Annotated in this window: 12 protein-coding genes and 1 tRNA gene; 6 read left to right on the top strand and 7 right to left on the bottom strand. The window is 56.4% G+C overall.

From position 1 onward, the window contains the following. Positions 1–3,774, bottom strand: a complete 3,774-nt coding sequence (locus FWJ25_RS05090; RefSeq protein ID WP_246166661.1) for a translocation/assembly module TamB domain-containing protein — start codon at positions 3,772–3,774, stop codon at positions 1–3. Further along, entirely contained in the window at positions 3,774–5,501 is a 1,728-nt protein-coding gene (locus tag FWJ25_RS05085) for an autotransporter assembly complex protein TamA (protein ID WP_438616555.1), read from the bottom strand. The genes FWJ25_RS05090 and FWJ25_RS05085 overlap by 1 nt, the downstream gene beginning before the upstream one ends. A gap of 197 nt (positions 5,502–5,698) precedes the next feature. On the opposite strand from FWJ25_RS05085, the gene FWJ25_RS05080 reads away from it, so the two are divergent. Beyond that, positions 5,699–6,706 (top strand): hypothetical protein, encoded by a 1,008-nt coding sequence (locus FWJ25_RS05080; RefSeq protein ID WP_149599182.1) that lies wholly within the window; start codon positions 5,699–5,701, stop codon positions 6,704–6,706. A gap of 39 nt (positions 6,707–6,745) precedes the next feature. After that, the gene (locus FWJ25_RS05075) at positions 6,746–8,221 is read left to right on the top strand and encodes an amidase (protein WP_149599181.1); all 1,476 of its coding nucleotides are present in this window, start codon (positions 6,746–6,748) and stop codon (positions 8,219–8,221) included. 8 nt (positions 8,222–8,229) lie between these two features. Here FWJ25_RS05075 and FWJ25_RS05070 read toward each other — a convergent pair whose 3' ends face one another. The 3 genes from FWJ25_RS05070 to FWJ25_RS05055 form a co-directional block, all read right to left on the bottom strand. Then, positions 8,230–10,254, bottom strand: coding sequence for a CocE/NonD family hydrolase (locus FWJ25_RS05070; protein WP_223163230.1), 2,025 nt, complete (start codon positions 10,252–10,254; stop codon positions 8,230–8,232). Between the two features lie 178 nt (positions 10,255–10,432). Continuing rightward, on the bottom strand, positions 10,433–12,184 hold the full coding sequence (locus FWJ25_RS05065) for a peptidoglycan-binding protein (protein ID WP_149599179.1): 1,752 nt from the start codon (positions 12,182–12,184) through the stop codon (positions 10,433–10,435). Positions 12,185–12,407: 223 nt separating this feature from the next. After that, positions 12,408–13,343 carry an AraC family transcriptional regulator gene (locus FWJ25_RS05055; protein WP_223163229.1) on the bottom strand — a complete coding sequence of 312 codons (936 nt, stop codon included), beginning with the start codon at positions 13,341–13,343 and terminating at the stop codon, positions 12,408–12,410. A gap of 216 nt (positions 13,344–13,559) precedes the next feature. Here FWJ25_RS05055 and FWJ25_RS05050 point away from each other — a divergent pair, with 216 nt between their 5' ends. The 3 genes from FWJ25_RS05050 (at position 13,560) to FWJ25_RS05040 (ending at position 15,958) form a co-directional block, all read left to right on the top strand. Next, positions 13,560–14,003, top strand: coding sequence for a (R)-mandelonitrile lyase (locus FWJ25_RS05050; RefSeq protein WP_149599178.1), 444 nt, complete (start codon positions 13,560–13,562; stop codon positions 14,001–14,003). Between the two features lie 70 nt (positions 14,004–14,073). Continuing rightward, positions 14,074–15,267 (top strand): MFS transporter, encoded by a 1,194-nt coding sequence (locus FWJ25_RS05045; protein WP_223163228.1) that lies wholly within the window; start codon positions 14,074–14,076, stop codon positions 15,265–15,267. A 172-nt stretch (positions 15,268–15,439) separates the two neighbouring features. After that, positions 15,440–15,958 carry a (R)-mandelonitrile lyase gene (locus FWJ25_RS05040; RefSeq protein WP_149599176.1) on the top strand — a complete coding sequence of 173 codons (519 nt, stop codon included), beginning with the start codon at positions 15,440–15,442 and terminating at the stop codon, positions 15,956–15,958. A gap of 62 nt (positions 15,959–16,020) precedes the next feature. Here FWJ25_RS05040 and FWJ25_RS05035 read toward each other — a convergent pair. Together FWJ25_RS05035 and FWJ25_RS05030 are read right to left on the bottom strand one after the other, a co-directional pair. Continuing rightward, positions 16,021–16,097, bottom strand: a tRNA-Met gene (locus FWJ25_RS05035). A 100-nt stretch (positions 16,098–16,197) separates the two neighbouring features. Continuing rightward, positions 16,198–17,517 (bottom strand): acetyl-CoA C-acetyltransferase, encoded by a 1,320-nt coding sequence (locus FWJ25_RS05030; protein WP_149599175.1) that lies wholly within the window; start codon positions 17,515–17,517, stop codon positions 16,198–16,200. A 211-nt stretch (positions 17,518–17,728) separates the two neighbouring features. Here FWJ25_RS05030 and FWJ25_RS05025 point away from each other — a divergent pair, with 211 nt between their 5' ends. Continuing rightward, the gene (locus FWJ25_RS05025; protein WP_149599174.1) at positions 17,729–19,135 is read left to right on the top strand and encodes a 3-oxoacyl-ACP reductase; all 1,407 of its coding nucleotides are present in this window, start codon (positions 17,729–17,731) and stop codon (positions 19,133–19,135) included. The last annotated feature ends 39 nt before the right edge of the window (positions 19,136–19,174 follow it).

Here is a 19,174-nt window from a genome sequence, read left to right as displayed (position 1 = left end):
TCAGAAATCCCGGGTGTAGAAAATATCCAGTGAGGCAGCCAGGCCGCTGGCCGCCTCCAGATAGAAATAACGCCCAAGGTCATAACGCAAAGCCACGGTGGTTATCGGTTCAAAAATCCCGACTCCATAACGAACGCTGAGTTCGTCGGTGAGGTAACCACTTGCAACCACTGAGGTTTCCTCACCGCTGCCTTCCGCTTCCAGCATCAGGTTCTGAATACCGAACTCTTCACCGATGTCCCCGGTGAACCGACTCGCCTGAGTCAGGCCGAGCGCCAGTGCGGCTCTGCTCATCTGCCCTTCATCCCCCTGGGTCTGGGGAGCCCGGCCGAGAATTACGTAGGACAAAGCATCGGTCTGAGGCATATCAGGCTCGGAAAACACTTCACTGGTCGGCGATTGCACCGGGCCACTGAGGCGTATCCCCGCTACCACGGCATCAACCGTTCTTACCGCTTCTATATCCAGGTATGGCTGGGTCAGATTACCCACAAACACCAGACGGGCCCGCCGCAGCTCCAGTTCCTGGCCGAAGGCCTCGTACTGGCCGTTCACAAGTTGCAACGTACCCCTGGTTTCCATGTCGTTACCAATTCTGATGGTGCCTTCAAGATCACCCTCCACGCCAAAAGCGGCAAAGGTCACCTGATCTTCCCCGACGATCACCGTCACATCCATGTTGAGTTGCCGGATAACCGGTTCCTCTTTTTCAACGCCGACAATCACTTCATCGTCAGACACAGACACCGCCTGGGCAGGCAAGCCTTTGATCTCGATACTGCCTCTGGGCACTTCGACCTGCCCGCTTATGCTGAGATCGTTTTCCCGTAGCGAGATCGTCAGATCCGGCGCCAGTTCGATGCTCGCGTAGGGTTCCAGAGCGAACGGTATCCGCTCCCCCGACACCCTGAGTTCCGCCTCAGGCTTACCCTGCCAGTTCACGGTGCCATCCAGAATGGTCTGGCTCCGGGCATTGCTCTTTATGCGGGCTGACAAATCCGCTGAATAGCCTTTCAGGTCGATACTGGCGACCGCCTCTTCCACCGGAACAGGCAGCCGATGGTCAACAACCCGCCCGCCCGTCAGCGCTAATTGCCCCACAACAGACGGCTTCATCAGGGGACCGGCCAGACGACCCTCTCCACTGATTTCACCAGCCACTTCCTGAAGTCCGCTCAGCAGCCCAACCAAAGCAAAATCGAACCCGTTGAGACTGAACGTTCCCTCTACGTTCCTCTGGGGAGTTCGCGGATCAACAGACAGGTCTACCGCCAGTTGACCAAGCTCGGGCCCAGACAGGAGAAGCTGCATATCGGCATTGTCTGGTTTGAGCGTAACCGTGGATGACAGGGTTTTATGTACCAGCGACTGCCATTCACCATCAAGCAATACCCGGAATTCACCCTCGCCAGCATCCAGGCTCAGATGCCCATCCGGCCCGGAGGGCGTTACGGCCAGGTCGACGTCACCATTGATCATCGCTTTCCACTGCACGGTTTCAGGGAATAGCGGCGCCAGTGCCTCGGTCGGAAAGTTGCTGATTCGGTAAGTAATCCGGGGCTCCGGCAGCAGGATCTGATCACCAGCGCAAACCGAACTTTCGCTCCAGCGCCAGCAATGAGCACCGAACAGCAACTCCTTGCCAAACGGATAATCCAGCGTTGCGGGTTCTGCCAGTTCCCAGAGTTGATTCTGACCTGGAACATCGATCACCCCTCTCTCCAGCGAGCCGCTCCATGCCGCCCAGACCGAATCAAACCCACCTGCAAAGGCCAGCTCAAGCGACGCGCCTTCATGGTCGGCCTCTAACGTGAGGGTGTGATTCTCCTGTGTACCTTTCGCCTCCAGCATGATGGATTCGAGACGCTGGCCAGCTGCAGACAGGCCACGCACCTGCAGTTGGCTGTCGAGGTGAAAACCGGGCTGCAGTTCCGCGGTGAGGTCAAGGCTCTCCGCATCAACACTGTCCTGCCATCCGAGATTTCTGCCCTTCAACGTTAACGTGCCGTCCGGTTGCTCCGGAGTGCCGGAAGCCTTCAGTGTTGCGCTCACACTGCCGGCGAGTCCGGCCACCAGATCGCCCGGTGATGGGAGGAAGACATCGAAATCCGCAAACAGTGTTCGCCCCCATGCGCCCTTGCCGGAAATCCTGTTGTCACCCACCGAGACCGCGAGATCTGACACCTCCCACTGGCCTGATGACGTATCCAGGTTGCCTTCGGCAACAGCGGGTTTGCCCTGCCACGTGCCCGCAACGGCCCAGTTGGCCAGCATGTCGGGAATCGCCTCCCCACGGAGAGCCCCCCGGGTTTCCACGCTACCGCTGAGATTTGCTTCCAGAATGGGGACCCAATAACCGGGATTGAAGTTTTCCAGAGCCAACGCGGCTTGCCAGGATAGAGGACCAGCAAAGTTCACCGAGCCATTTCCGGTCAGCGCACCTGCGCCCGTCGTCACCTTGAGATCAGTCAGGCTTGCCTCTTCCAGATCCCCGTTGATAACCGCGGCAACATTGGCCCGCCCCTGCGGACCGTTCACGTCTGCAGTGAGGCCAGCATGATAGACACCATTATCCCAGCTCGCGTTGCCACTCAGGGTTTCCAGTATGACTGGTGGCTCTGCCATGTCCGGCAACAATGAATACCAGGGGAAGGCCTGCAGAGAGACACCGGTCTCGGCCTTAAGCCCTTGCAGCCAGTCGACATTGCCCTCCAGACGGACACTACCCGGCTGCCCTTCAACCGCTTTTTCATCCAGGGAAATACTCAGATCGCGAGCGCCGCCTGTCGTCACCAACCCACGCACAGATAGCCCGATCGGTCCGGTCGTTCCAGGTAATGTTGCCTGGGTGCGCGTACGGAAACCGGATTCAAGGCTGCCCTTCGCATCCACTGTCCAGTTTTGCAGCGTCAGTGTTGCTGGCAGCGTATCAAGCGCAAGAAACTCGCTGGACGTCAGCCTGAGCTCGGCAGGCAGTGTTGGATCCAGCGGCGACACGCGCCCCGACAGGGTCGCATTGAGATAGCCTACGCTCTGGCCCGTCACCCTCAGGTCACGAATACTGCCGGCGAGGGACAGATCAATATTCCAGTTTTCACCGGATGGCGGCGGAATATCTGCGCTCACGTGCAGGTCCAGTGGCCAGTCACGGCGGGTTGTTACCCGGCCACGGGCCGTCACGCCCAGGTCACCAAGCCGATAAGCCACCTTATCCAACTGCCACTCAGAACCCGAGCCTTGTGCCGACAGCTCGACGCTATCCCAGACCGGAGAGCCATTGAGCACAAATGGCCCCAGATTCACGTTGCCAATGCGCAACGCTATTGGTAAATCCACATCCGGAAGATCAATGCCTTCATTCCCCTTTTCTGAACCCTCCGAAGGCAGTGTGGTTATGACCAGTGCCCGCAGATTCAGGGAATCGAGGCATAGCTGCTTGTTGAAGAGACAGGACGGTGACCAATCGATGTAGGGTTCTTCCGCCTGCACAAAAACACCATAGCCCTGCCACTTCAGGCGCTCCGCCCGCCACTCTCCGAACAGCGATCCATTCCCCGCTGACACATCCAGCCCCGGTATCTGATCGATCACCCAGGCGGTACCGGTTTCAGAACGTAAAGCCAACAATACTGCAGTGATCAGAAGCACTGGCAGCAGGATCAGTATCACGGCGGTCCAGATCAGAAATCGGCGCCACCGATGCCCTTTTGCCATAGCCGGCCCGGTGTCTGCTGCCCTTACATTCTCCCCGGGTTTGTCGGTTGTGTTGTCCATCACAGCTCGGGCCCCATTGAGAAGTGCAAGCGCCAGTCACCACCAAATTCCGGGTTAAGACCTTTAGCAATATCCAGTCTCAGCGGGCCAACCGGACTGATCCACCGGAGACCTATTCCCACGCCAGAGGCCAGTGGGTCAAACAGGTCGTTCACTGCATTACCATGATCGGCAAACACCGCTGTCCGCCACCGATCTGCAAACTGATACTGGTATTCAGCGCTGCCAACCATCAGATAACGCCCACCGACAGGTATGCCATTGTCATTCTCAGGCGACAGGGTTTCATAACCATAGCCCCGGACCGTCTGGTCACCACCAGCGAAGAAACGTAGTGACGGAGGTACGTCCTCAAAACGGTTGGTGGCGACTGCGCCGAACTGGCCCCGTGCGAGAAAACGGTGGTTTCCTGCCACTGTAAACAAAACCTTCGCCAGCGCATTCACATGCAAAATGTCGACATCCGACAGCGCGGCACGGTGAGACCCCTTGATGTCCAACTGAAGCCGGTACCCCCGGGAAGGGTCCAGGGCCGAATTCGCATGAATCTTGGAATAGCCTACGCCGGGTAGCAGCAGGCTACTGGTACCGGTCTCGTCGTTGCCGATGTTGTACCGTTCCCCTTCCCACGTCAGGGAAAGCACCTGGAGCCAACCGCTGTCCAGCTCATGCTGCCATTGCTGACCCAGTGTGAACAATTCTGACTCGACATTTTCTATATCTTCCCGCTGGTAACCCGCCGTGAAGCGGATCAGATCCGTCATGGGAGGGTCCAGGGGGAGTTCATACCAGGTGGAAAGATTCTGCCTTGGTGCGGAAAGCTCGGTTTCCGCACCCCGTGAATGGCCCATAGGGTTAATCCAGTGTTCACGCCAGTTGCCCCTGAACCGGGGGCCAACGTCGGTGGAAAAACCAACACCGGCCGACACTGACCGCCGTTCCCGCTGGTTGAGGGTGACCTGAACGGGAATAACACCATCCACCGCACTGGACGGTGCAGCATCCACGTCTACGCCAGAAAAATAGCCGCTGTTCGACAAGTCGCGACTGAGTTGAGCCACTTCGTCCGAGTGATAAGGCGTACCCGGTTCAAACGTCACGAACTGTTGAAGAAGACTCGTTTCGAAATAGTGGCCCTCGGAAAAGGTCACCGCGCCCAGCCGGTATCGTTCGCCACTTTCATAGATCAGCGTTATGGCGGCTGTTCCCGCATCCGGATCCACTTCCAGAGTATGAGTGATGAATTTGCCGTCGAAATAGCCGCGACGCCTCGCCCGGGCCTGCAGGGTATCGCGCAACGCCGAATACTCGCCGTGGTCCAGCACATCACCTTCGGCGGGGTTCGGAGGCAGTTCCCTCATAAATCGGCTATCAGACTCCGCCGCCCCCCGAATCTCCACCACCCGGGAGATCACCCGCACCGGTTCACCCGGGGTAATGTTCAGGATGAGACGGGCGGGCTCGTCGCCATCTCCCTCTTCCACTGTCCACCCCATGTCCGGTTTGTAGTAGCCAAGGGCTTTCAGTGCGCTTTTGGCCTGATCGACGGCTGTCGGTGCATACCGGCGAAGGTTGTCAGAGGTACGCCCTTCCACGTCGCCAATGAAGGCCTCTGCGTTCTTTTTTAAACGCGGAAAATCCCCTTCCAACTGGACAACAACCTGCTGGGCGGAACTGAGGGCCGGAGAGGCCAAAATCGCCAGAGCCAGCAGCACGCGCCGGCACATGGCCAAAACAGGTTTTATCGGTAGCATTCAGCGACTTCATTAATTAGAGTGATAACAGTACCTTACGTTAAAGCGTGAAAGTTGTTCACCGACCGGTCAAGTTAATTTAATGATGGTTAGCCAAGTCGTCTACTGGTCTGAAATAAGCTAACCTGTCACTAGCCCGTAAACTCCTGACAGGCCAACGGAAGTTCTGAATGCTCCACATCAATCGAGAGAACCTGAAATCCAGTCACCAGCTCATCTGGTTCGTTATCGATTTTCTGATGCTCGGGCTGCTCATTATCAACCTGGCCCTGATTATCTGGGATTCCATCTACGGCTTCATTGCTATCCAGAACCTGATCAGAGAGCACCTGCCAGCGTTGAAGACTCTGTACCAACCGGTGCATGAGAACTTTATCTTCTACGACATGATATTCGTCAGCGTGTTCCTCAGCGAATTCTTCCTGCGTTGGGGGTACGCGATCAAAGCCAGGATCTATGACCGCTGGTACTTCTACCCGTTTATTCACTGGTACGATCTGATCGGGTGCATTCCCGTCGGCAGCCTCCGCTTCCTGCGGGTGCTCCGGATCATTTCGATCGTGTACCGGCTGCACCAGTACAAAATCATTGATGTTACCAGCTCCAGGATCTACCGCTTTTTCAATTTCTATTATGAAGCCTTCATGGAAGAGCTTTCTGACCGGATCGTGCTGAAGGTTCTCAGCGGCGTGCAACAGGAAGTGCGCCGGGGCTCACCCCTGTTTGACCGGATTCAACAGGACATCCTATATCCACGGCGTGACATGCTCTCGGACTGGATCTCGAGCCGGGTGGCAGAAGCAGCACGAGAAGGCTACGTTCCTAACCGCGGAGCCCTGCGAAGCTACCTTGAGGACCGTGTCGACACCGCACTGCAACAAAACCTCGAGCTGTCCCGCCTGAAATTCCTGCCAGTGGTGGGCCCCACCATCCAGGAAACGCTGGAAGAGGCTGTTGGTGACATCGTCGCGAACGTGGTTCATCAGATACTTGAAGACCTGGCGTCCTCAACCAATCACGCATTTATCGAAGATATCGTCAATGTGTTCCTGCCCACACCAGACGAGATTGAAGCAGATGAGACTCAGAATGAAGCCCTGATTACCCTGATCCTGGAAATCATTGATGCCATAAAGGAACAGGTCCGGGTGAAGTACTGGCGTGAAGACATTCCGTAAAAGACGAACAGACACAACAACAAAAAGACGAGACTCCCAATGGATGCAATCTACTATCAACCGGCCTGTAAGCTCCTGCAACAACTGGAGTCAGGCGCACTCACCAGCGAGCAGCTTGTGCAAGCTTTGCTGGTTCGAATCCAGGAACACAATCCTCTGGTGAATGCCGTGGTCACCCTGGACAAAGAAGGCGCCCTGGAGAAGGCCCGGGAGTCTGACCGACTTCGTGCCGCCGGGCGACGAACCGGCCCGTTACACGGCCTGCCTCTGACCGTCAAAGACACCTGGGAAGTCGCAGGCATGACCTGTACCGCTGGCGCACCGGCGCTGCGTCATTACCTGCCAGAGCGACAAGCTGACGTCATCCAGCGGCTCGAGGATGCCGGAGCAATCATCCTTGGTAAAACCAATGTTCCGCTCTACGCATCCGATGTGCAGAGCTACAACAAAGTATTCGGCGTCACTCAGAACCCTTATGATCCATCCCGTACTCCCGGGGGATCGTCAGGAGGAGCCGCAGCGGCACTGGCCAGTGGCTTTACCCCGCTGGAGGTCGGCAGTGATCTTGCGGGTTCCATCCGCACCCCGGCTCATTTCTGTGGCGTTTTCGGGCATAAGCCCAGCCGGGGCCTGGTATCGTTCAGAGGCCACATCCCCGGGCCTCCCGGAACGGAATCTCAGCCTGACCTGGCGGAAGGCGGGCCGCTGGCAAGAAACAGCCAGGATCTGGAGTTGCTACTCAAGGTCATCGCCGGCCCAAGACCAGCAGACAGCCGCAACTGGAACCTGTCCCTGGAACCATCAAACATAGAGCGGCTGGAGCAGGCACGGATCGGTGTGTGGCTGGAAGATCCCTTATGCCCTGTCGAGAATGAATTGATCGAGGGGTATCGAGGCCTGACCAAAGCACTTGAAGGCCGGGGGGCTCTGGTGACAACTCCCACCCATCCCCTTCTGAAGCTGGAACACATACTGCCCGCCTACTTTAATTTGCTTGGCAGCCTGATAGGCACATCACTGAAACCCGGGATGCGGCGCCAGATGAAGTGGATTGCACGCCTCGACCGATGGTTACACCTGCTAGGCCCCGTAACGCCGGGCATCGGTGAATATGCCCGCGGCGTTAACCAGCCAATCCACGAATGGATGCAGTGGAGCGAAAAGCGGGAAAAGATGCGCGCAGCGATCACCCCGCTGTTTAACGATATCGATGTACTTCTGACCCCCGTGACGCCCACGGTCGCCATCCCCCATGATCACACAGAGCCAGTCTTCAAACGCCGCATTACTGTGGGCGGAAAACCCAAAGCCTACATGGATCAGTTCTGCTGGATTGCCATGGCCACCCTGCTCGGGCTGCCGGCCACCTCGATACCTGTCGGCCGAACCCGGGACGGTTTGCCCTACAACATCCAGGTTATCGGCGCACCCGGTAAGGACCTGACCACCATCAGGTTTGGGCAGCTACTCGAAGAAGCAGGGCTGGCAGGGTTCACCCCGCCAGCGAACCTGTAAGCTATATTTCACTCAAGGATGGTTGCAGAAGGCACGACCGGCAGGGTGATACTTGAGGGAGTGTCCGGCCCCATGTGAAGCGTCATCACACCGAGCAGCGAGTCGATCAACTCCAATAGCGGAGGAAGGCCCTGCGGCACGTTGCTGGTGTTGATGGATACCCGCAGGCTGTGCCCCGGCGGCACATAGGCACTGGAGGGGAATATCTCAACCGATACCTGCCTGGGCAGTACCTCACCGAACCCAAGTGTCGATGTCAGCAGTTCCCGATCTTCGGCACGGAAGGTATGCCAGGGTTGCAACATATAGCCGTTATCGAAACGGGATCTCGATTCATCAACGGACTGCAGACTTGCCGTCATCAGGCCATTGCTGATCGGTTCGGACAAACCGCTCGGCTTCACCAGATCCACACGTACCGACAGCTGCACGTCTCTGGCAGTGGTCGTCACCCATAGATCCGCCTGCATTGGACCGTTGAGGTAAAGTCCGTCGTCTCCAGCGGGCAGATCGAACTTCAAAGACGCCAGCTCGGACAGGTCATTTGACTCGAAGCACGGCAGGGGAATAAAACCTGTCACACCAATGGTCCACTGAGTCGTGCTGAACGAACACAGGCCGTTCAGGGGCTGTTGTGCCATGGACTGAGTCGCTGAAGCCTCAGGTATATCTCCGGAAAGCTGTCCCTGCGACAAAGGCCCGCCAGCATTCAGATAGAACCTTTCCGCCTTCATCTCGGGATGCGGCCAATCGGTGGTCGTCTCGTACCTTTCGAGGCCGGTAACATACTGGGTAACGTTCGGTTGATCTTCGACGGGTGTATCAAGTCCCATCACGTACTCGTCAAACCACTGCAACTGCAGGTTGTTGAAGTCAGGTACACCGTCGGCAGGCAGACCATTGGTCGGAATTCCTGCGGCCTCGATGTGGGTCCAGGGACCAATGAGCAGCTTAACCGGAACCCGGCCTTTAAGACGCTCATACCAGAGCGGCTCACTGCGCTGGAAAATATCATTCAGGCCGCCGACAATGAACGTGGGAACATTGATCTTGTCGACGCCTTCCATGGGTGAACGGACTGCCCAGAACCCTTCATCAAACACAGTTTCTTCTTCGCCGAGAACGGCTTTAAGAATGGTCGGTACCTGGAAATCAAGCAGCAGCCCCTCCAGTCTGTCTGGGATGGTCGTCAGGAAAGACTCCACTCCCGTGGTCGACAGCTGTTCCAGCGGAAGTATGCCAAGGCCGGTAACCGCACCCATCCACAGGGGAATGAAGGTGGCGTTGACATTCCCACCGGTAAATACGATGTCCCGGTAACCATCGCCAATGGGCACAATCGGGAAGGCGGCTTTCACCGCAGGGTGTTGCTGCTGAGCGGTCAGAACCGTGGTAATACCCAGATAGGAAATTCCCTGAAGACCCACTCGACCGTCAGTCCATGGCTGAGCCACAACCCAGTCAACAACTTCGCTGTAGTCCTGCTGTTCACGCTCACCAAACGCTTCCCAGTTACCTTCAGAGTTGCCGGTGCCCCGCACATCGACCACAACCGACGCATATCCCCGTTTCACGAGATAGTCGCTGGCGCCGCCAATAGCCGGTACGAATTGCCCAAGGGAGGAGTTATAAGATGTTTGAGTAAGAATGACAGGCAGAGGGCCTGGCGCGGGGGTAGATGCGTCGGTTCCCGGAACAACAACCTTCGCAAACAGTTTGATGCCATCCGACATTTCAATGGCGAAGTTGCCGAGATTCACAGCCTCAGGATAGACCTCCTCCCGTTCATAGCTCTGCCATTCGGTACCGCCAGACGTCTCGATACGAACCTGCTGAGACTCAGTGTTACGACTGCCAAGTGTCGCACGGGTTTTATACGCCTGCCCCGGGGGTGTATTGCTGTTATTGCCCTGCCCGGATGTCTGGACTTCCGGTGATATCGCGGAAGCCTGCTGGGTTTCCCCATCAGAGCCACCACACGCCGCCAGGACACACGATGTGCCAAGCGCCAGCACGGTCATTCTCAGCTTCATTGTTCTTATCTCCATGAATGCGAACTAGCTCACATTATGGAGGGGCAGGAGGGGCGACTCATTGACCCAAAATGTTCAAAAATTGGCCCAAATGACGCCAGACCAAACAGTTCGTCAGGTTAATGAAAGGGGGAAAGTCTGGCCGCCCGGTGAATCCGGGCGGCCGGGGAGGATCTGCTCAGTCAATCAACTCGAGCTGGCGAGCTGTTTCCATTGTCAGGGCTCCGGAAGCCAAACCGTGATCGGTCTGGTATCTGGTCAGTGCATCCATGGTGTCCGGACCAGGCAATCCATCCTGTTCTCCCGGGTTGTAACCCAGGCCGCCCAGCTTTTGCTGAAGCTCCCTGACCATGTCCCGGGTCAGATTGGTGTCACATACCGCCTGGCGAGCAACAATTCTCGGCTTGCCTTCATAACGCAAAACGTTCATGGCAACGGCGACTGCAGGAATCGTGGTTTGCTCGGCTTTCGCCGGGGACACCAATTCTGCAATTTCCAGATTGTCGATCTCGTCCTGGGTTTCCATGGGAACAACTTCAGCCGGCTTATCGACGACCCGGCGAACCACGGTTTTGTATTCGGCAGGAATCACCTCAGTACGTGTCGATTCTGCCTTCACCAGTTTGGTGACGCTAACCGATTTGGTCTTGGCGGGAATCGCTTTCGTACAGAAGCCCATCGCAGCCACTTTGGCACCATACGCGGTAGCACCGGACGTTGAACATGGCTCAAGCTCCGTACGGGCCTCTTCCATCACCACTTCTTCGGTAACCGTTTTGTACACCGCCGGCTCAACCACGAGGCGCTTCGACTCAGGTTTGACGAGGATCTTATCCTCGATTTCCTTGTAGGTCGGCGGAATCACGCGATAGGTTTTGGTGCCCTCTTTGGTCACTACCCGTTTGAGACCACGGCGGAATTCAGCCGGTGTTACCTTGAGCTTGATCTCGGAATCCCTCACCTTGACCTGAATGCTCTCTTCCACCGGTCGGGACTGAATCTGGGCATTAACCCAGCACTGGCCCGGCTGAATGTCGATAACCGTGTTATCAGCAGCAACGGTAATGGGGCTACCGGGCTGCGGTGCCGGACTTTCTTCTATTTCCCGGGATTGACTCTGAAACCTGACGGCTGGCTCTGCTGGTGTCTCCTCGCCCGGGGAAGGCTGGGCAACCATTGGGGATTGGGTGCCAGAAGATTCAGTGCCAGACGCCGCTGGCGCCGCTTTTGCGACGGCAAAGCGTTGGGAAAACTCAATACCGGCGCTGACCATCTCATCGCTCAGTTGCAATTCGCCCTGCAACTGCTCAACGGCCGGTTTTCCACCCTGGAGATAATAGGCTGCGACCATGTTGGTGCCCACGCGCTGCTGACCTTCCGCCAGTTCATACGCTGTTCGCAGTTCAAAGGCAGCTTCGTCAACTTTCTGGTCACGCAGAAGAGCAACGCCGAGATCGTTCCGGATATCCGAGTCCGCTGGCGCCAGCTCCTTGGCACGGGTCAGTGCGTCCACGCTTTTCTGAAGATTGCCAGCCTTCTGCGCGACGATACCAAGACCGTGATAGGCCTCCGGGATCTCACAGGATTCAGCGATCTTGCTGTAGGCATTCTGCGAGTCATCCAACTGGCCGACCGTGGCAAGCAGTCGCGCCCAGCGCAACCAGTGTTCGCGGCTTTCGAAGGGCAATGTTTCCAGGCGCGCCAGCGCTGCATAGTTGCGCGATGCCCCCATCAGGGATTCAATGGAATCCAGCTCTGCACGTTGTTCCGGTGACACCTCCGCGGAACACGAAACCTGCCACTGCTCGTTGTTCTCTTCCTGTGCTGGCCGAGAACCAGTGTTCCCCGCTGGTAATGCAGAACACCCGGCCAGCCACCCCGTCAGCGCTACTGCGGCAATACAGGAGTATGCATCACGGCGTCTCCTCATGGATTCCCCTTTTCTTATTACCCAAAAGTATTTTGAGCAGTATAAACGAAGGAAAGGGTTCTGTGTCCTCTACTTATGTGCGTTTACAAGAGTAAACAGAAAACCCACGAAAGACGGGAATCAACGTTTAGCAAAAACCTCTTTAACAACGGGGAGCACAGAGAACACATTTGGCCAACCAGCGTAGAACGCCAGGTGGGTAGCACTTCAGATCACTTATGTTCTACGCCGATGCCTGCACGAGCCGTCGAATGTCCTGCATAGGCGGCGCACCAAACAACCGGCTGTACTCACGACTGAACTGGGACGGGCTCTCGTAGCCCACCTGGAAAGCCGCCCTTGAAGCATCAATATGTTCCGTCAGCATCAGACGGCGAGCCTCACTCAGCCTCATTTTTTTCTGGAACTGAAGAGGCGTCATCGCGGTCATAGCCCGGAAATGATGGTGAAAGGCAGAGACACTCAATCCCGCCTTGTCGGCCAGAACTTCAACTTTCATGGATTCATTGAAGTGCTGCTTCAGCCAATCGATAGCCCGGACAATACGGTAGCCGTGCTGACCGGACGCCGTAATCTGGCGAAGCCTGGCACCCTGCTCTCCTGACAACAGACGGTAAAAAATTTCCTGTTGAATAAGAGGGGCGAGCGCCGAAACATCTTCAGGCGTTTCAAGCAGCTCGAGCAGCCGATTGAACGCGTTGAGAAGCGAGCCCGTAAGGGCACTGACGGCGATGCCCAGCGAGTCCTTTGATGGACGTTCCACTGTAGCCGGATGCTCCATCATGAGCTGGGAGAGCACACGAAGATCAAGCTCCATGGACAGCCCCAGGTAAGGCTTCTCCTCTGATGCCTCGATAATCCTGGTGACCACTGGCAGGTCAACCGATGTAATCAGAAAATGGCAGTCGTCATATATAAAGGTACCTTCCCCTACTACAACCTGTTTCTGACCTTGCCCGATCAGGCAAATACTAGGAGGAAGAAGATAGCTGGTCGGATCGGTCGGGTGATCCCAGCGGTGCAGAGTCAGGCCCTTCACTGCCGTATCCAATCTCTGTTCTCCGGCAGTGAGCGTTTCAATCTTCGCGGCCAGCCCTAACGCTCGGCCTACAGGCCCATTGTCAGTGCCAACGGGGTTAGCCATACGGTTCACCTTCATTGAAATACCGCTCCTATTGAAATCAAGAATCGAAATCAAGAATCCGCGACAGAGCCGATGTCTTTGAATGGATTCGATTCAACAACATTCAAATAACACTGCCAACCATATCTACGCCGCAAAGCAGGATCAGGCAAGAATCGAGCAGTATCAGGACAATCCCGGAAAGATTGAAGTGCTTAGAATAGTCACGACCACTCAATGCTGGAGAATGTCATGAGCAAAACAGACACCACCTCGGAAGACATGCAGGTTCTGCGGGCAGGCTCCACCCCCGCCATTTCGGGCCCTGCGGAATGGTTCACTGGAACCGTTCGGATTGACAAGATTTTCAATGCACCAGAACCCTCAAGGCTGGGCCTGGCGGTGGTGAACTTCGAGCCCGGCGCCCGCACAAACTGGCACACTCATCCGCTTGGCCAGGCACTGCTGGTGACCGACGGCGTAGGCTGGACTCAATGCGAAGGCGGCCCCAGAACAGAAATCCGCCCCGGCGACCTTATCTACTGCAACTGCGGCCGCCGCCACTGGCATGGCGCAACTGACACCACCGCAATGCAGCACGTCGCAGTGCAGGAAGCACTGGATGGTAGCCCGGTCACCTGGATGGAACCGGTTTCTGATGAGGATTACCTGGGCGGCCCGATCAAGAAAGACTAACTCCCTCCAGACCGATACTTTCGAAACATCATCGGGCGGAGCGCAAATCCGTCCGAGAGGATTTATCACGTTGAAGCAATTCGGCAGTACTGGGGCATTTGTTGCCGCCAGCGTATCTCTGATCGCGATCTACGCCGCGTCTGCAACACCTATCCCGCTCTATGGCCTTTACCGAACCGCCGATGGTTTGAGCTACACGGAACTGTCTCTGAGCTCGGTGGTTTATTTCGTCGGAGCGGTATCATCACTACTATTCCTTGGCAGGCTATCCAATCACTTCGGCCGCAAAATATCGGCTTTCCTGACACTGGCACTGATGGCCGTTGCAGCACTGTGTTTCCTCAATGTACACAGTGCAACGCCGCTGCTGATCGGCCGCTTCCTTCAAGGGCTGTCCTGCGGAATGGCATCCACAGCCCTGGCAGCATGGGTCGTTGACAATGCCCCTGCACGCCCCTCCTGGATCGCGCCAGCTATCCTCAGCTGCGGCCCGATGACCGGGCTGACCATTGGCGGGATCATTTCCGGAACCCTCGTTGAATTTGGCAGCGACCCACGCGTTTTGCCCTACCTGGTCATTACCGGGGTATTGGCCGCCTGCGTTTTTCTGTGCTTCAACAGCCCCGAAACGGTCAACCGAAAGCCGGGTGCACTGTCATCTCTGAAACCACAGATAGGGCTGCCACTTCCTGCGCGGCGCGCCTTCCGCATCGGGGTCTTCACGTTCGTCCCTACCTGGGCACTGGGCGGATTCTACCAGGCCTTCGGGCCTGCAATGGCAATGGAATACCTCCACGCTTCCAGCGCACTCGCTGCGGCCCTGGTATTTGCATCTACCATGGCGCCCAGCCCGATCGGCGCCTCACTGGCCGGGCGAACCTCTGCAGCCAACGCACAGCGTATCGGCATGGTTGCCTTTGCCCTATCCGTCGGCACGGTTGTTCTCACATTGTCACAGGGTTTGCTTGTACCTTTCCTGATCGCCAGCATCTGCGCAGGCATATCCCAGGGCAGCGTGCTGAGCAGCAGCATTCAGTCAGTAATGTCAAAGGTGACGCTGGAACAGAGGGCCAATGTATTGGGCCTCATCTATGCCACATCCTATACCGGTGCGGCAGTTCCAACATTGATTGCAGGCAGGCTGTCTGAGTCCTACAGCCTGGTTCAGGTGCTTGTCGGTTACGCAGGCATGGCGACCATTGGCTGCATCGCCGTTTTGCTGTTTGTGCGAAACACCGGGGCGGACTCTTCAAAGGCTTCCTGACCGCGGGGAAGCTCCCGACCAACTCGAACAACATTTTCATCAACCTACCCAAAAGAGAATCAGGCAACAAAAGACCAGTATCTGGCTAAGCGCCCAGCCGTTCGGGTGCTTTAATGGGTGAAATAGTCAATCCGACCCACTTTGGAACAATCCACTGAACGGAGACTTAAACATGCGCAAAAGCAGATTTTTCTCAACCGTGACAGCCACAGTTTTGCTGGCGGCAGGCGGCTCATGCCTTGCTGGCGAACAATCAGATGCCGGTACGAACGAACAAACCCACTACGCAAAGGGCACACTGAAGTCGTTTGCTGGCCCGGAAAACCTTTTCACGGGGGACGTTCAGGTTGACATCGTCTTTCCCAGCAATGAGGTAGCACACTACTCCGGCGCCTATGTCACTTTTTCTCCCGGAGCCAGAACCGCATGGCACATGCACCCTGCCGGACAGCACATGATTGTTACCGACGGCACGGCACTGACTGGCACCCGCAATGGAACGGTGATCCGGTTCAACGAAGGCGAAGCGGTATGGTGTCCGCCGGAACTTGACCACTGGCATGGCGCGACACCGGAGGCACCGGTAACTCACTTCGTGGTAACGGCAAGCAAGGACGGTGAAAACGTTATCTGGAAAGACAAGGTAACTGACGAAGAGTATGAAAACGGGGTAGCTGCAGCCGGCAAGTGATTGCACTGTTCCCTGAAAGCAAAAAGGCAGATCAGCTATCACTGATCTGCCTTTTCGTTATGTGGTAGCGGGGGCTGGATTCGAACCAACGACCTTCGGGTTATGAGCCCGACGAGCTACCAGACTGCTCCACCCCGCATCAAACTGGTTGTTGACCGGGCCACTGCCCTCATCAACGTGGCGCGAATAATACGGGGTAGACTGGCGTCTGTCAAAGGAATTTTCCGGGTATCCCGAACTTAGCGCTCAAGAATAGCCACAACTCCCTGTCCGCCAGCGGCGCAGATGGAGATAAGACCCCGTCCACTACCCTTTTCCTCCAGCAACTTCGACAAGGTCGCAACAATCCTGCCTCCGGTTGCCGCGAATGGGTGACCCGCAGCAAGGCTGCTGCCTTTAACGTTAAGTTTTTCCCTATCAATACTGCCCAGCGGCTTGTCCAACCCAAGTTTCTCTTTGCAGAAGGCCGGATCTTCCCAAGCTTTGAGCGTTGACAACACCTGTGCAGCAAAGGCTTCATGGATCTCGTAGAAGTCAAAATCCTGCAACGTAAGACCCGCCCTCGCCAGCATCCGGGGAACCGCATAGGCCGGAGCCATCAACAACCCTTCCTTCTTATCAACAAAATCCACCGCCGCCACTTCGCTGAACGTCAGCCAGGCTTTCACTTCAAAATTGTTCTCCCTGGCCCACTCTTCACTGGCCAACAGGACACAAGAGGCTCCGTCCGTCAGCGCCGTGCTGTTGGCCGCTGTCATGGTGCCATTGTCACGATCAAAGCAGGGTTTCAGCGAAGCCAGCTTTTCCAGCGTGGTATCAGGACGAAGTATATTGTCGTGCTCCAGGCCTGCCATCGGTGTTATGAGGTCTTCAAAGAAGCCTTCGCCGTAGGCCTTCGCCAGTTTCTGGTGACTTTCCCAGGCGAGGAGATCCTGCTCTTCCCGGCCAATCGACCATTCATGAGCCGTCACCTGAGCGTGATCGCCCATGGACATTCCTGTTCGAGGCTCACCGTTCTCGGGAATTTCCGGAACCAGATGCCCGGGACGGAAGCGACTGAGAATCTTAAGGCGCTCCTTGGCGGTCTTGGCCCGGTTCAGATCCAGCAAAATTTCTCTCAACCCTTCGCCAACACCAATCGGGGCATCAGAGGTTGTGTCGGTACCACCTGCAATACCGCATTCAATTTGCCCAAGTGCGATCTTGTTGGCAACGAGGATGGCCGCCTCAAGACCTGTGCCGCAGGCCTGCTGAATATCGTACGCCGAAGTCTCCGGGGCCAGACCGCTGCTCAGCACACTCTCCCGGGTCAAATTGAAATCCCGTGAATGCTTGATGACAGCACCGGCAACCACTTCCCCCATGCGCTTCCCTTCCAGGCCATAGCGATCCACCAGGCCACGCAGCGCCGAAGTGAGCAGTTCCTGATTACTGATTTTGCTGTAGGCGGTATTAGACTTTGCAAAAGGGATTCGATTACCACCAATAATAGCGACCCGGCGAATGGTATTCGGCCGGGGCGATGTTTTCTTCTGAGCGGTTTTCTGTACCTGAGCCATCATCTGGTCCTTTCCGTGAGATTGAACAAAGTGTAGCTCTCTGACCTGTGCTCTCATTGGCATGCCTGACAAAACAGCATCTGCATTGAGTCAATCCAAAAACTGGACGATTCTTTAATCTGTAGGTCGATTTCAATCATTAACCACCAGTACGATTCACCATCAGTACTACTTATCAGCACCATGCAAGTGACAACAAGGAAGACTTACTATGTCTGACCTCTACCTCAAATTCGTTAACACGCCGGTCGGCAAGACCGCAGCACAGTCCCTCGGCCTGCCCTCACCCGTCCCGCTGAATCGACTGAAGCGGGTGGACCAGCCGTTTATTGAGGGCGATATCCTTATTGGCTGCGCTCCCGGCGGAAAGACCGTGGCAACCCTCGGTCGCATACTGGGCGGAAGTCCTGCGACGCTTCACCACGCCACTGGCATAGAGACATTGCATGATTCCGCACTGGTTGGGAACAAAGCGAGCCCACTGGCAGTGAACCAGGAAATCAGCCAGAAGTTTTCTGCTCTGGTCTTCGATGCCACCGGCATCAAATCTCCGGACGAACTCCGCGCACTCTATGATTTTTTCCACCCGACGATCAGGAAAATTGCGGGCAATGGACGCATTGTTGTCGTTGGCCAAACGCCATCTTCGTGCCGAAAAGCACCCCATGCGGCCGCACAGCAAGCACTCGAAGGCTTTGTTCGCGCCGTCGGCAAAGAAATTGGCAAGAAAGGGTCCACCGCCAATCTTATCTGGATGGCGCCGGGCGCAGAGGATCAACTGGACTCAAGTGTTCGATTCTTCCTCTCTGCCAGGTCCGCATACGTCTCCGGCCAGTGTGTCCGCATCGGCAAGGGCAATTCCGCACCGGCCACCAACCCCGTAGCTCCCCTTACCGGTAAAGTAGCGCTGGTCACCGGAGCATCCCGCGGCATTGGCGCTGCTATCGCCGAAACCCTGGCCCGCGACGGCGCGACGGTTATCGGGCTGGATATCCCCGCTGCAATGGAAGAACTTCAGAAAGTCACTGGCGCTATCAAAGGCAAGGCTCTGGCTTGCGATATCACCGACGCAAGCGCCCCGAAACTGATTGCAGACTTCTCTGAACAGCATTTCGGCGGCCTTGATCTCGTTATTCACAACGCAGGCATCACACGAGACAAAACACTGGGCAACATGCCGGAACACTTCTGGGATATGACCATTGCCGTCAACCTGAGTGCGGAAGAGCTGATTGACGAGGAACTCAGCCATCGCGGCCTGCTGCGTGAGAATGGCCGCATCGTCTGCATCTCATCTATCAGCGGTATTGCCGGCAACTTTGGCCAGACGAATTACTCGACAGCCAAAAGCGGCGTGATCGGGTATGTGGAGTCTATGGCAAAGCAACTCAAAAACGGCATCACCATCAACGCCATCGCTCCGGGCTTTATCGAAACCCAGATGACAGCCGCAATGCCTATGACTATCAGGGAAGCAGGCAGACGCATGAACAGCTTGTCTCAGGGCGGGCAGCCAGTGGATGTGGCAGAGGCCATTGCCTGGTACTGCAATCCGGCATCAAACGGGGTGAACGGAAACGTCGTGCGTGTGTGCGGGCAATCACTGATCGGGAAGTAAGAACAAAAAAGGCAGGCCCTGAGGCCTGCCTTTTCTGAT

It is taken from the genome of Marinobacter salinexigens (assembly GCF_008370345.1).
In the GTDB taxonomy this organism is placed as follows: Bacteria; Pseudomonadota; Gammaproteobacteria; order Pseudomonadales; family Oleiphilaceae; genus Marinobacter; species Marinobacter salinexigens.
Note: the sequence above shows the minus strand (reverse complement) of the source record. Positions and strands in the feature narration are given on the sequence as shown.